The organism is Streptomyces montanisoli (genome assembly GCF_017813245.1).
GTDB lineage: Bacteria > Actinomycetota > Actinomycetes > Streptomycetales > Streptomycetaceae > Streptomyces > Streptomyces montanisoli.
The window spans coordinates 1-14,025 of record NZ_JAGIQL010000089.1 but is presented as its reverse complement, the minus strand read 5'-3'; the positions used below and the strand labels follow the sequence as shown (position 1 = coordinate 14,025).

At 72.4% G+C, this 14,025-nt stretch carries 9 protein-coding genes; 3 read left to right on the top strand and 6 right to left on the bottom strand.

Going from position 1 to position 14,025, the window contains the following annotated elements; translation table 11 throughout:
• Window positions 1-4: 4 nt before the first annotated feature.
• A complete protein-coding gene (locus JFN87_RS20530) occupies window positions 5-1,816 on the bottom strand; it encodes a thiamine pyrophosphate-requiring protein (protein ID WP_209342046.1) in 1,812 nt (603 codons plus the stop codon).
• A 63-nt stretch (window positions 1,817-1,879) separates the two neighbouring features.
• Window positions 1,880-4,978, bottom strand: coding sequence for an FAD-binding and (Fe-S)-binding domain-containing protein (locus JFN87_RS20525; RefSeq protein WP_209342023.1), 3,099 nt, complete (start codon window positions 4,976-4,978; stop codon window positions 1,880-1,882).
• A 467-nt stretch (window positions 4,979-5,445) separates the two neighbouring features.
• Between JFN87_RS20525 and JFN87_RS20520 the strand changes: the two genes are divergently transcribed.
• Together JFN87_RS20520 and JFN87_RS20515 are read left to right on the top strand one after the other, a co-directional pair.
• Entirely contained in the window at window positions 5,446-5,643 is a 198-nt protein-coding gene (locus JFN87_RS20520) for a hypothetical protein (protein WP_209342022.1), read from the top strand.
• A gap of 396 nt (window positions 5,644-6,039) precedes the next feature.
• Window positions 6,040-8,313, top strand: coding sequence for a catalase (locus JFN87_RS20515; protein WP_307865528.1), 2,274 nt, complete (start codon window positions 6,040-6,042; stop codon window positions 8,311-8,313).
• Between the two features lie 24 nt (window positions 8,314-8,337).
• On the opposite strand, the gene JFN87_RS20510 is transcribed toward JFN87_RS20515, so the two are convergent.
• Window positions 8,338-9,504: an FUSC family protein gene (locus JFN87_RS20510; RefSeq protein ID WP_307865527.1), complete on the bottom strand. Its 1,167-nt coding sequence runs from the start codon at window positions 9,502-9,504 to the stop codon at window positions 8,338-8,340.
• A 172-nt stretch (window positions 9,505-9,676) separates the two neighbouring features.
• Window positions 9,677-10,552, bottom strand: a complete 876-nt coding sequence (locus tag JFN87_RS20505) for a phytanoyl-CoA dioxygenase family protein (RefSeq protein ID WP_209342020.1) — start codon at window positions 10,550-10,552, stop codon at window positions 9,677-9,679.
• Between the two features lie 177 nt (window positions 10,553-10,729).
• Between JFN87_RS20505 and JFN87_RS20500 the strand changes: the two genes are divergently transcribed.
• Window positions 10,730-11,734 (top strand): LacI family DNA-binding transcriptional regulator, encoded by a 1,005-nt coding sequence (locus JFN87_RS20500; RefSeq protein WP_209342019.1) that lies wholly within the window; start codon window positions 10,730-10,732, stop codon window positions 11,732-11,734.
• Here the strand turns inward: JFN87_RS20500 and JFN87_RS20495 are convergent.
• Together JFN87_RS20495 and JFN87_RS20490 are read right to left on the bottom strand one after the other, a co-directional pair.
• A complete protein-coding gene (locus JFN87_RS20495) occupies window positions 11,694-12,728 on the bottom strand; it encodes an SDR family oxidoreductase (protein ID WP_209342017.1) in 1,035 nt (344 codons plus the stop codon). The genes JFN87_RS20500 and JFN87_RS20495 overlap by 41 nt on opposite strands.
• Window positions 12,729-12,836: 108 nt before the next feature.
• Window positions 12,837-13,754 carry an SDR family oxidoreductase gene (locus JFN87_RS20490; protein WP_209342015.1) on the bottom strand — a complete coding sequence of 306 codons (918 nt, stop codon included), beginning with the start codon at window positions 13,752-13,754 and terminating at the stop codon, window positions 12,837-12,839.
• Window positions 13,755-14,025 lie beyond the last annotated feature (271 nt).

The following is a 14,025-nucleotide window of genomic DNA, read 5'->3' as shown; positions in this document are numbered from 1 at the left end:
CGTGTCAGCCCTCGCTCCCGGGCCGGTCGTCGTGGTGCCGGTGGCCCGGCAGCATCTCCTGCATCTTGGACTTGATGCCCTGCCTGACCATGCCGACGCGGTCGGGGTCGCCGTGCAGCACGGACGAGGCGGCCGCCTCGATCTGGTCGAGCGATGCGTGCGGCGGGATCGGCGGAACGTTCGGGTCGGTGCGGAACTCGATGACGAACGGCCGGTCGGCGGCGAGCGCGCGCTGCCAGGCGCCGACCACATCCTCCGGCTTCTCGACGCGCACACCGCCGAGGCCGATGGAGCGGGCGAAGTCCGCGTAGGGCACGTCAGGCAGGCCCTGCGACGGCAGGAACTGCGGGGCGCCCTCCATGGCGCGCATCTCCCACGTGACCTGGTTGAGGTCCTGGTTGTTGAGGACGGCCACGATCAGGCGCGGGTCCTGCCACTCGGGCCAGAACTTGGCCGCCGTGATGAGCTCGGCCATGTTGTTCATCTGCATGGCGCCGTCGCCGACGAGCGCGATCGCGGGCCGGTCGGGGTGGGCGAACTTCGCGCCGATCGCGTACGGCACGCCGGGGCCCATGGTGGCCAGGTTGCCGGACAGCGAGCCGCGCATGGAGCCGCGCATCCGCAGGTGGCGGGCGTACCAGTTGGCGGAGGAGCCCGAGTCGGCGGAGATCATGACGTCGTCCGGCAGCAGGTCGTCGAGCGCGTGGATGGCGTACTCGGGGTTGATCGGCTCGGCGTCGACGGCGGCCCTGCGCTGCATGACCTCCCACCACCTGGCGGTGTCCTTCTCGATCTTCTTGCGCCATGCGCCGTGCTTCTTGCGCTTCAGCATGGGCATGAGCGCGTTCAGGGTGGTGCGTGCGTCGCCGACGAGGTTGACCTCGAAGGGGTAGCGCAGGCCGATCATGAAGGGGTCGATGTCGATCTGCACGGCCCTGGCCTGGTCGAGGTCGGGCATGAACTGCGTGTAGGGGAAGCTGGAGCCGATCATCAGGAGCGTGTCGCACTCCTGCATCAGCTCGTAGGACGGGCGTGTGCCGAGGAGCCCGATCGCGCCCGTCACGTAGGGCAGTTCGTCGGAGAGTACGTCCTTGCCGAGCAGCGCCTTGGCGACCCCGGCGCCGAGGTGGTCGGCGAGCTGCTCGACCTCGGCGCGTGCGCCCCTGGCGCCCTGACCGACGAGGATCGCCACCTTCTCGCCCTCGTTGATGACGTCCGCGGCGCGCCCCAGGTCGGCCTCGTCGGGGACCGGCGCGTAGCGTCCCATGCCGAGGCTGGAGGGGACCATCTTGAAGGCGTGCGTCGGCGGCGAGTAGTCGAGGTCCTGCACGTCGGCCGGGATGATGATGGCGGTGACGGTGCGCTTGGCGTAGGCGGTGCGCATCGCCCGGTCGATGACGTTGGGCAACTGCTCGGGCACGGTGACCATTTCGCAGAAGTCCGCGGCCACGTCCTTGTACAGGCTCAGCAGGTCGACCTCCTGCTGGTACGAGCCGCCCATGGCGCTGCGGTTCGTCTGGCCGACGATGGCGACCACGGGCACGTGGTCGAGCTTGGCGTCGTACAGGCCGTTCAGCAGGTGGATGGCGCCAGGACCCGAGGTCGACGCGCAGACGCCGACCCTGCCGGAGAACTTGGCGTAGCCGACCGCTTCGAACGCGGCCATCTCCTCGTGCCTGGCCTGGATGAACTGCGGTTTGTCCTCCGCACGTCCCCAGGCGGCGAGCAGTGAGTTGATCCCGTCGCCCGCGTAGGCGAAGACGCGATCGACGTCCCATTCGCGCAGGCGCTGGAGAACGTAGTCGGAGACCTTCATGGACACGGTCGTTTCCCTTCGTTGTGGTGGCCGGTGGGCGCGCGCTCGCGCGTGTGCGGCTTGTCAGCGGCGCAGCCTGCGCAGCGCGGTGTACGCGGCGGTGGTCACGGCGCCCGCGGCGGCCACGGCGGCTGCGCCGGTGACCAGGCGGGCGGCCCCCTCGCTGGGGGCTTCGGGACGTGAGGCGGCCTTCTCCGGGTGGTCCTCGGGCACGGAGCCGTCGAGTCCGAGGGCCAGCGCCTCTGCGAGGTGCAGCACTCCGCGTCCGGCGCCGCCCTGTTCGATCTGGGTGCGGCAGCTGAAGCCGTCGGCGAGCACGAACGCGTCGGGTGCCGCGTCGCGGACGGCGGGCAGCACTCCCTGTTCCGCGATCCGCATGGACACGTCGTGGTGGCCTGCCTCGAAGCCGAAGTTGCCGGCGAGCCCGCAGCAGCCCTCGTCGAGTACGTCGGCGTCGATGCCGGCGCGGCGCATCAGCTCGCGGTCCGCGTCGAACTTGGTGATGGCGTGCTGGTGGCAGTGTGTCTGCACCGTCGCGGCGCGGGTGAGTGTGGGCGGCTGCCAGTCCTCGGGGGCGTGGCGCAGCAGCAGTTCGGAGAAGGTGAGGAACTGCTTGGCGAGGCGCTTGACGTCCTCGTCGTCCGGCATGAGTTCGGGTGCGTCGGCGCGGAAGACGGCGGTGCACGACGGTTCGAGGCCGACGACCGGCGTGCCGGCCTCGATCCACGGCTGCAGCGTCTGGATGCTACGGCTCAGTACCCGCTTCGCGGTGTCGAGCTGGCCGGTGGAGATCCAGGTGAGTCCGCAGCAGACGGCCTCCGTGGGCACGGCCACGTGGAACCCGGCGTCCTCCATGACGCGCACGGCCGCCTTGGCGATGGAGGGGTGGAAGTAGGTGGTGAAGGTGTCGGGCCACAGCAGGACCGCACGCGGGTCGCCGGGGCGCGGGTCGGGGGTACCGCGCGAGCGCCACCACTGCACGAAGGACTCCTCCGCGAACAGCGGCGCTTCCCGGTCGGCGACGCCGGCGAGCTTCTTACCCAGCTTGGACAGGACCGGCGCTCGCAGCACGGTGTTGACCAGTCCCGGCGCGATGCGGGAGGCGCGTGCCCACAGCGGCAGCCAGCCGAGCGCGTAGTGCGCGGCGGGCCGCAGGCGCCCCTGGTAGTGGTGGGAGAGGAACTCCGCCTTGTAGGTGGCCATGTCGACGCCGGTCGGGCAGTCGGACTTGCACCCCTTGCAGGCGAGGCACAGGTCGAGTGCGTCGCGCACCTCGGTGGAGCGCCAGCCGTCGGTGACCGGGGAGTCCGCGTGGCCGCCGATCATCTCGAACAGCAGCCGTGCGCGGCCGCGCGTCGAGTGCTCCTCCTCGCCCGTCGCGCGGTAGGACGGGCACATGACGCCGCCCTCGTGGCTGCGGCAGTTGCCGATGCCGACGCAGCGCAGCACCGCCTGGTTGAAGGAGTGGTCGTCCTCCGGGTAGCCGAAGTGGGTGTCGGCGTCGGGGCGCGGCCGCCAGTCGGCGCCGAGCCGCAGCTGGCCGTCGACGGGGTTCGGGGAGACGATCTTCCCGGGGTTCATGCGGTCGTCCGGGTCGAAGAGCGCCTTGAGTTCGCCGAAGGCGCCCACGAGGCGCTCGCCGAACATCTTCGGCAACAGCTCGCCGCGCGCCTGCCCGTCGCCGTGCTCGCCGGACAGCGAACCGCCGTAGGACGCCACCAGGTCGGCGGCCCTGTGCAGGAACTCGCGGAAGGCGGCGACGCCGTCGGCGGTGCGCAGCCCGAACGGGATGCGGGTGTGCACGCAGCCCTGACCGAAGTGCCCGTACAGGGAGGGGTGGTAGTAGTCGAACTCGGCGAACAGCGCCTTGAGGTCGCGCAGGTAGTCGCCGAGCCGCTCCGGCGGCACCGCGGAGTCCTCCCAGCCCTCCCACGTCTCGCGGTCGTCCGGCGGGCGGGCGGTGACGCCGAGGCCGGCCTCGCGCGCCTTGAGCATGCGCTGCTCGCGCTCGGGGTCCTCGGACAGCGCGACGCGCGGATCGTCCGTGGAGCGCTTCAGCGCGCGCAGCAGTTCGTGGGCCTGCCGGTCGACGTCGTCCTTGCTGTCGCCCGCGAACTGGACGAGCAGCCAGCTGCCGCCCTCGGGGAAGGACTTCAGCGACTCGACGTGGCTGCCCTCCTCGCGCATCAGCTGCGCCATCCGGTCGTCGAGCGCCTCCAGTTGGGCGGGCTCGCTGTGTTCGAGGAGCGTCGGCACGTCGTCGGCGGCGGAGCAGATGTCGTCGTAGCCGAGGACGAGGATCGCCTGCGCGGCGGGCTTGGGCACCAGGTCGAGTTCGGCGTGCAGGACCGTGACGAGCGTGCCCTCGCTGCCGACGAGGGCGCGGGCGACGTGGAAGTCGCTCTCCGGCAGCAGGCTGTCCAGGTTGTATCCGGAGACCCGGCGCGGGATCTTCGGGTAGCCGCGGCGGATGTCGCCGAGGTACTCGTCCGCGAGCGAGCGCATGCCCGAATAGAGCTCGGCGCGGCGGCCGCCGGCCGCGACGATCTTCTCGTACTCCTCGGGGGACGTGGCGCCCGTCCACATCCGGGTGCCGTCATAGGTGAGGACTTCGAGGCGGCGGACGTTGTCCACGGTCTTGCCGTAGGCCTGCGCGGACGCGCCGCACGAGTTGTTGCCGATCATGCCGCCGAGCGTGCAGTGGCTGTGCGTGGCGGGCTTCGGCCCGTACATCAGGCCGTGCGCGGCGAGCTGCCGGTTCAGCTCGTCGAGCACGATCCCAGGCTCGACCACGCAGGTGCGCTGCTCGGGGTCGACGGAGACGACGCCGCCGCAGTACTTCGTCCAGTCGATGACCACGGCCGTGTTGGTGCACTGGCCGCCCAGGCTGGTGCCGCCGCCGCGTGACAGCACGGGCGCGCCGAAGCGTGCGCACACGGCCACCGCGGCCGCCCCCGCGTCGATCGTGCGCGGCACGACGACGCCGATGGGCACCTGCCGGTAGTTGGAGCCGTCCGTGACGTAGGCACCGCGGCTCCCGGCGTCGAAACGCACCTCGCCGTCCACCTCGGCGCGCAGCGCGCTCTCCAGGGCTGTCGCGTCCAGTCGCAGCGGCCTCCCGGCACCTGTGGTGGCGGGAGCGGGTTCCTCGGTCGTAGTCATGCGTGCCTTCCCAGCAGGGGCGGTCCGCTCCACCGGGCCTTCGTGAGGCACACGGGACGGAGGTACCGGGCCGGTCGCCCTGCTCTCAGGGGTCGTCTCGGAAGCTTTGGCAAGCGTTGTTCGGAAGGTTTCGAAAGGTTCGAAAGGTTCAGCGGCTCGGAAGGTGCGGGTGGTGATGCACGGGGGGTGACGGGGTCGAGGCCCGGCCGGCCCCCGGTCAGTGGCGGGGGGCGGCCGGTTCGTCTCTCACGGCGACGGCGGCTCCGTCTCCCTGTGGCATACCCGGCTCCTTCCCTGTGCGTGTGTGCTCGCTCCCCCAGGGTGAGCCCACTCTGGCAGTCCGACTACCCGAGATCTCCGCTGACACGCGCGCCCTGCGGGAGACGCGGCGGACATGACGCGCCGCCTCCTGGGCACCCGGCGTTCGTGAGCCGTGCCGGGCAGCCGGCAGAGGGGAGAGAGCGCGCATGACGAGCCACGACAACAGCCAGGATCCGGATCCGGAGCAGAAGGCCGAGGAGCTGGAGAGGGAGAGCAAGCGGGAGGGCCGCCGCGTGGAGGAGGCCGAGGAGGCGCCGTTCACCGCCCGCCGCGAACGCATGCACGAAAAGGAAGACCCGGAAGTCGAGCGCGAGGGCAAGAAGACGAGTTCGGATTACGTGTAGGACACCGCGAACCGTGCGGGGCGGCACGCCTGGTGCACGGGCGCGGCGCACGAGCGCGGCCGGTGGCACGAGACACGAGTGGTGGCGCTCGGGCGGCGCGCTTGACGTGTGCGCTGCCGGGCAACGCGTGAGCGCTCCGGCGCCCGGGCCGCACGCAGGTGCGGCTTGGCGGCGCCCGGGTTCACCGCCCCGCGGCCGCGGCCGCCTTCGGCTTCAGCGGAGTGTTGCGCCGAACGGGTGTTCCGACGGCCGCCGGGGGCGCGTTGCCGCGGCCGGGGGCGCCGGGTGGCGCAAGAGGCCCAACGCCGAGTGCCCGGCCACGCGACCGCTGGTATGCCTGGCTTCATCACGTTTTGTCGTTGTGTCGTCCCCGCGCCCAACCAACAGGAGCGAAGTGTGAGCGAGAAGAAGGCGTCCATCAGGGCCGCCGCGGAGAAGGCCGTAGGCGCAGTACTCGGAGACGACGGGCCCGAGGACGGTGTGCCGGGCAAGCCGGCGAGCGTCTCGCCGCCGGTGGAGGAGCCCACCACCCCGCGGGACCCGCTGCCGCCGAAGGCGGACCAGTCGGGTCCCGAGACGGTCAGCCCCACGGGCCAGGCCACGGGCGACAACCCCGCGCGGATGGCGCAGAGCGGCCCGTACCTGACGACCGCGCAGGGAGCCCGCCTGTACGACAGCGACCACTCGCTGAAGGCGGGCCCCCGCGGCCCGGTCCTCCTGCAGGACCACCACCTGCGCGAGAAGATCACCCACTTCGACCACGAGCGCATCCCGGAGCGCGTCGTGCACGCGCGGGGGGCCGCCGCGCACGGCGTCTTCCGCGGCTACGGCACGGCGTCGAACATCTCCAAGGCCGCCTTCCTGGCCAAGGACGTGGAGACCCCGGTGTTCGTGCGGTTCTCCACCGTCCTCGGCTCGCGCGGCTCCGCCGACACCGTCCGCGACACCCGGGGCTTCGCGACGAAGTTCTACACCGAGGAGGGCGTCTTCGACCTCGTCGGCAACAACATCCCGGTGTTCTTCATCCAGGACGCGATCAAGTTCCCCGACATCGTCCACGCCGCCAAGCCGCACCCCGACAGGGAGATCCCGCAGGCGCAGAGCGCACACGACACCTTCTGGGACTTCGTGACGCTGCACACGGAGGCCACTCACCACACGCTGTGGAACATGTCGGACCGCGGCATCCCCCGCTCCCTGCGCATGATGGAGGGGTTCGGCGTCCACACCTTCCGGCTCGTCAACGCCGAAGGCGCCTCCACACTGGTCAAGTTCCACTGGAAGCCGAAGCTCGGTGTGCACTCCCAGGTGTGGGAGGAGGCGCAGATGGCGTGCGGCTTCGACCCGGACTTCCACCGCCGCGACCTGGCGGACGCCATCGAGGCCGGCGCCTTCCCGCAGTGGGAGCTCGGGGTGCAGACGTTCCCCGACAACCCTGAGCAGATGTTCGAGGGGATCGACCTGCTCGACCCGACGAAGATCGTTCCCGAGGAACTCGCGCCCGTGCGCACCATCGGCCTGATGACGCTCAACGCCAACCCGTCGAACTACTTCGCGGAGACGGAGCAGGTCGCCTTCCACGTGGGCAACATGGTTCCCGGTGTGGACGTCACCAACGACCCGCTGATGCAGGGGCGCCTGTTCTCCTACGTCGACACCCAGCTCACCCGGCTCGGCGGGCCCAACTTCCCGCAGCTGCCGATCAACCGCACGCACGCCCCGGTCAACGACATGCTGCGCGACGGCATGCACCAGACGGCCGTGCACCGCGGTGTGGCCCCGTACCGGCCCAACTCGCTCGACGCGGGCTGCCCGTTCCTCGCGGGCGAGGACACGGCCGCGTTCATCGAGGTGCCCGTCGAGGTGCCCGAGAGCAGGAAGGTGCGCGACGCCGCCGCCTCCTTCGACGACCACTTCAGCCAGGCGCGCCTGTTCTGGCTCAGCATGTCGCCGGTGGAGCGCGAGCACATCGTCGCCGCGTACACCTTCGAACTGGGCAAGTGCTACGAACAGGCCGTCAAGGAGCGCGGCCTGAAGTCGCTCGCGCGGATCGACGCGCAGCTGTGCGAGCAGGTCGCCACCGGTCTCGGCCTGTCCGCGCCCGCGCCGGAGGAGCCCCTCGCCGACCCGCGGCCGAGCCCCGCGCTGTCGCAGGTGGGCAAGGTGTGGCCGCTGGACGGCCGTGTCGTCGCCATCGTCACCGACGGGGTGTCCGACCTCGACGGCGTGCGGGCCGTGCGCCAGGCGGTCCTCGAGGCGGACATGGTGCCGCTGATCGTCGCGCCGTCCGGCGGCAAGCTGGATCCGTCGGGTGACCCGATCACCGTCCAGCGGACGTTCGCCACCGCTCGGTCCATCGAGTTCGACGCGGTGCTGATGGCCGGGGCGCCCCGTCCGGCCGCCGACGCGCAGGGCGCGCGGGACGCGAGGGCCGGAGAGCCCACGGGCGAGCCGGTGGACCCCCGCGTGGTGCTGCTGCTGTCGGAGGCCTTCCGCCACGGCAAGGCGATCGGCGTGTGGTCGGGCGGCGAGAACGCCCTGCCCGCGGCCGGTGTCTTGGCGAACGCGCCCGGCGTGGTCGGCGGCGACAGCGGTGTGTCGACGCTGGAGCAGGTCAAGGAGCTGCTCGGTACGCACCGCGTCTGGGACCGCTTCCCGCCGTCGGTCTGATCCGGCGCGGCACCCCGCGCTTGCTCACATGCCGTCGCCGCGGCGCTCGGGAGCGAGTGTCACCAGGAGCTGCCGCGTCTCCACCAGGACCCCGCCGCTGACGATCGCGGCGGGGTCCCGCTGGTCGCGGAACGTGCGCATCAGGTCCTCGTAGGCGGCCCAGGCGGCGGACGCGTCGGCGGCCGCGGCGTCGTCTGCCTCGTGGTCCTCGCCGCGCCGCGGCACGAGGAGGTCCCCCTGGTGCCCGCACAAGCGCCCCATGGCGCCGGCCAGCGAGGCGTACTGGACGAGGAAGCCGTGCACCGGCGACGTGAGCGCGGGAGACCGCGAGGCGATACCGGCCAGTGTGCGGGTGAGGCTGCCGAGGTGGTCCACGACCGCCTCCCAGTGCCGGTCGGTCTCGACCCCGGGCGGCGGTGTCAGCCGCCGATGGCGCCACCGGCGCCCGGGGTTGAACCGCCGGCTCTCCGCGCTCCAGCGCCGCGCCTCGTCCACGGCCCGCACCGTGCCGCCGAGCCTGCGAGCCCGGTCCTGCCACCCTTCCGCCGTCGCCGCGTCCCACTCCTCGGGCAGCCCGTCGGCGATCGCGCCGAGCAGGTCGGCGCTCTCCCGGGCGAGCACGCGCAGGTTGTCGCGGACGTCGCTGAGGTGCAGCGGGGGCAGGACCAGCACGTTGACGGCGATCCCGATGGCCGCGCCGACGGCCGTCTCCAGCAGACGGTCACCGATCTGCGGCACCTTGTACGACCCGTAGGTGATGACGAACAGCGCCGTCGTCGCGCCGTAGATGCCGTACGCGCCGAGCCTGCGGTAGGTGCCCGCCAGCATCAGCAGGGGCAGGGCGATCGCCATCGCCACCAGTGTCGAGCCGCCGGTCACGTACATCGCCACCGACGCCCACAGGGCGCCCACCACGATGATCGCCGACTGCTGCAGGCCCGTGCGCAGTGTGCGGTAGACGGTGACGTCGACCATGGCCAGCGCGGTCCACGGGGCGAGCAGCGCCATGGCTCCCTTGATCCAGACACCGACGATCGCCCACGCCAGTATCGCCGCGGCCGCCGCCTTGAGCGCCTGCACCATCGTGTCCCGCTCAGGGCCGGACTCGCGCAGCGCGTTGCGCACACTGCGGCCGACGGCGGCCGCCTCCCACCCGGCGCGCCGCCATCCCGCCGTCAACCAGTTGCCCACCGCTCGCAACGCTCCCTCTCGACACCTGTTCCCGTCCGGATCCGGAACCCAGGTACCCAGGGACACGTGCCGGATGTCCGCGGGTCACGGGCGTCACACGCGAGGGGCGGCGACTGGCGGACGGGCCGGTGCGCCCGCGGGCGCGGGCACGGCGTTCACGCGGGCGCGGCGTTCACGCGTCTCCCATGAGCAGCCCCTCGATGGTGTGCTGCTGCGCCACCGGCTCGAGCTCGTCGACGACCCGGCACGTCAGGTGGGCGCGTACCCGCTTGGGAAGCGTCTGCCAGTACGCACGGCTGCACGCCATGTCGTGGTGCGCGTCGTTGCCGGCGCCCGGCGCGTCGACCCCGAGGACGAGGACGGGGCGCGGGAGCGCCGAGTGGTTGGTGGTGCCGCGGTGCACCGTCAGCGCGGACCGGGCCGAGAGGTCGCCCCGGCGCGGGTACTTGCGGACCGCGCGGGCCTCGTAGGAGGCGTAGGTGTCCTTGGCGGGGAACATCCCGTGGTCGAACCCCTCGCCGTCCTCCCACTGGGTGCCCGGGGCGATCTCGAAGGGGCCCATGTCCTCGGCGGTGTCGACGGCGGTGGCGTTGAAGGCGAGTGACGTCAGGCGGCGGTCCTCGCGCGTGGCGGCGGGCGACGGGAAGTCGCGGTGCCATGGCTGGTTGACGGCGCCTTCGAGCGGGACGTCGAAGCCCAACTCCACGACGCGGTAGCCGGGGCCGAGCACGGCCTGGCAGACGGAGCGCACCCACGGGTGGTCCACCAGTTCGACGAAGCCGCGCAGTTGCTCGGGGTGGATCTCGACGTAGTAGCGGTTCGGGCCGCGTCCCACCGCGCCGCCGGGGCGTGCGCGCGCCTCGTCGAAGGCGCGCTCGATGTCCTCGCGCATCCGGTCGGCGAACTCGGGCGTGAAGGCGGCGCGGCGCGCGGTGATGCCGTCGCGGTAGAGGTCGCGGAAGGCGTCGCCGATCTCCGCCGGTTCGGGTTCCCGCGCGCCGCCGGGCCCGTGGGTGACGTCGGTCGTGTCGGACGTGGGGGCTGTCATGGCGCTCCTCCTCAGGACTCGGGTGACAGGGCTAGGATTGCAACGTTGATTGCAACGTGGCAATAGGGTCGAGCGGCCTTTTTCACGGACCGTAGAATGAGCGCCCTCCGCGGCGGCCCGTACGGCAAAGCGGGAAGAGGACGGGACCGGGAGCACCGCGGAACGAGGGGGAGCCGAGTGGGTTCGAAGCTGAAGGACGTGGCCGCGCTCGCCGGCGTCTCCGTCCGCACGGTCTCCAACGTGGTCAACAACCCCTCGGCCGTCGCCGTGGCCACGCGCGAGCGGGTGCTCGCCGCGATCAGCGAGACCGGCTACCGCCCCAACCTCGCCGCGCGCTACCTGCGCCAGGGCCGCACCGGGCAGATCGGCCTCGCGATCCCCGAGGTGGGCTCGCCGTACTTCGGCGAGCTGGCCGGCCTGCTCATCGAGAAGGCCCACGAGCGCGGCTGGACCATGCTCATCGACCAGACCGCGGGCCGCGCGGAGCGCGAGAGGTACCTGCTGTCGGGCGCCGAGGGCCATGTCGTCGACGGCCTCATCATCAGCCCCTGGTCACTCGCGCCCGAGGAGATCGGGCAGCTCGCGGGCAGCACTCCCGTGGTGGTGCTCGGCGAGATCGACCCGTGCGGCACCGCCGACCACCTGGCCGTCGACAACGTGGCCGCCGCACGCGAGGCGACCCGGCACCTGCTCGCGCGCGGCGCGCGCCGCCCCGCGGCGCTCGGCCCGCAGCCCACGCATCGCAACGGGACGGCCGCGCTGCGCCTGCGCGGCTACCGCGAGGCCCTCACGGAGGCCGGGATGCGACAGGACCCGGCCTACGAAATCGCCGTCACGTCGCTGCACCGCCCGGAGGGCCACCGCGCCATGCTGCGCCTGATGGGTCTGGAGAACCCCCCTGACGCGGTGTTCTGCTTCACCGACGAACTGGCTCTCGGCGCCCTGCGCGCGGCGCGCGAGGGCGGCCTGCGGGTGCCGGAGGACGTCGCCCTCATCGGCTTCGACGACATCGAGGACGGCCGTTACAGCACGCCGAGTCTCTCCACCGTCTCCCCCGACAAGGACGGCCTCGCCGAACGCGGTCTGCAGCTCATCGCCGACCGCCTCTACGGGCGCCTCGACGCGCTGCCCGCCCGCCGGGTCACGGCCCCGCACGTCCTCGTCCACCGCGAGACGAGCTGACGCCCCAGGCCGCGAGTACGGCCGCCGCGGTCACCGACGTACCGGCGGCGGCGCGGCGCAGCGCCGTGCGGCGGCGGCCGTGCCAGCCGCCGTCGACGGCTCCCCCGCGCCCGCTGTCGTCCGCGTCCACCGCGTCCGCGGGAAACGGGTGCTGGACGCTGCCCGCGGAACGCGGCGCGCTCTCCCGGCGCGAGAGCTGTGCGCGGTCCGTCAGGGGGCCGAGCAGCCGCTCCAGGAGGCCGGGGCTCACCCGGGACAGGACGTCGAGTGCGCCGGCGGCCGGCCCGACGAAGGCCTCGCGCCGCGGCCCGCGGACCAGGCTCAGCACGGTGCGCGCGGCCCGTTCGGCCGTGTACACCGGCGCGATGGGGAAGGCTTTGCGACCCGAGTAGTTGCCTGCGACGGTGAAGAACGGTGTGTCCAGGCTGGCCGGGATGACGGTGCACACGTGGACGCCGCGGCGGCCCGCAAGGCGCAACTCCTGGCGCAGCGTGGCCCCGAACGAGCGGATCGCGGCCTTGGACAGGACGTACGCCGTGTTGTACGGCACGGGCGCGGGCGCGACGGCCGAGGAGAAGTTGATCACCGTTCCGCTGCCACGCGGGCTCATGGTCCGCAGCGCGGCGCGTGCCCCGTTCACGCACCCCAGCACGTTCGTCTCGATGATGCGCCGGAAGATGTCGGGCGGAACCTCGGCGAGCGGCCCGAACGCCGCCACCGCCGCGCAGTTGACCCACACGTCGATGCGCCCGAACGCCTCCTCGGCCCGGCGTGCGAGCCGTTCGACGGCCTCGGTGTCCGCCACGTCGGTGGGGACGGCGATCGCGTCGCGCGCGCCGCTCTCGCGGCAGCGTCGCGCCACGTCGACCAGCTCGTCCCCGCGCCGCGCGGCCAGCAGCAGTGTGCAGCCCTTGCGGGCCAGCGCTTCGGCCGTCGCGCGGCCCACGCCGCTCGACGCGCCGGTGATCACGACGACTTCGTCCCATCGCTCCATCGCGGCCTCCCGCCTCGGGCTACGGCGGGTACCCCCGGCGCGGTGCACCACGCAGCGGCCGCCGCCGGGCGCCGGGGACGCCCGGCGCGTCCGGCGCTTCCGGGGGCGTCAGCGGGTTCCGGTGTAGCCGCCGGTCGCCGCCACGATCTCGCCCACGGTGAAGCTCGAATCGGCGTCGGAGGCGAGGTAGACGTACGCGGGGGCGATCTCCTCCGGCTGGGCGACGCGCCCGACAGGTGTCTCGGAGCCGAGGTTCTCCAGGAACTCGTCGGTGAAGCGCTGGCCCGCGATGTTGAGAGGTGTCCACGTCGGGCCGGGGGCGACGACGTTGGCGCGGATGCCCTTCTTGGCGAGGTGCGGGGCGATCGACTTGGTGAAGACGAGCATGGCCGCCTTGGACGCCGCGTAGCCCATCATGATGGCGCTGCCCTTGAGCGCCTCCTCGGAGATCGTCCCGATGATCGCGTCGCCCTCGGAGAGGTGCGGAAGCGCCGCCATCACGAGGTGGAAGTACGCGTACGTGTTCGTCTTGAAGGCCAGGTCGAACTCCTCGGCCTTCAGGTCTTCGAGGTCGTTCTGGCTGGTGAGGTAGGCGGCGTTGCTGACCAGCACGTTCAGGCCGCCCAGCTCGCGCACCGTCTCCGCGACGGCGTGGGCGCAGAAGGACGGGTCGCACAGATCGCCGGGCAGCAGGAGGCAGCGCCTGCCCTCCTCCTCGACGTCGTGCTGCGTCTGCTTCGCGTCGCGCTCCTCCTCGGGCAGGTAGACGATCGCCACGTCCGCGCCCTCGCGCGCGTACAGGACGGACACGGCGCGTCCGATGCCGGAGTCGCCGCCGGTGACCAGCGCCACCTTGCCCGCCAGCTTGTCCGCGGCCCGGTACTCGGGGCTCCGGTACCGGGGCAGCGGGTGCATGTCGGCCTCGAGCCCCGGTCGCTCCTGGCGCTGCACCGGGTAGGGCGGGAACAGCTCGCTCTCCACCTGGGGCGGCGTCCTGCGGGTGTCGGGGTTCCTCTTCTCCGGCATCGGCCCTCCTCGTATCGGCATGTGCGCGGTGGTTCCCGCGCTCGGGGCCCGCGATGGGTTTCCGTGCTGGGATTCCGCACTGGGATTCCTTCGTGGGACCACTGCTGTGCCGACTGACCGACCGCACGGCCGGTAAACGTGCGCATACCGCGCCGCGGACGGGCAGGGCGGACGGCGCGAGGGTGGGGCGACCCGGGTCGTCAGGCCGTGTCCGCCCCGTGCGGGGCGAGGGCTCGCTGGGCCGCGGACAGGAGCCGGGCCGAAGGGCCGC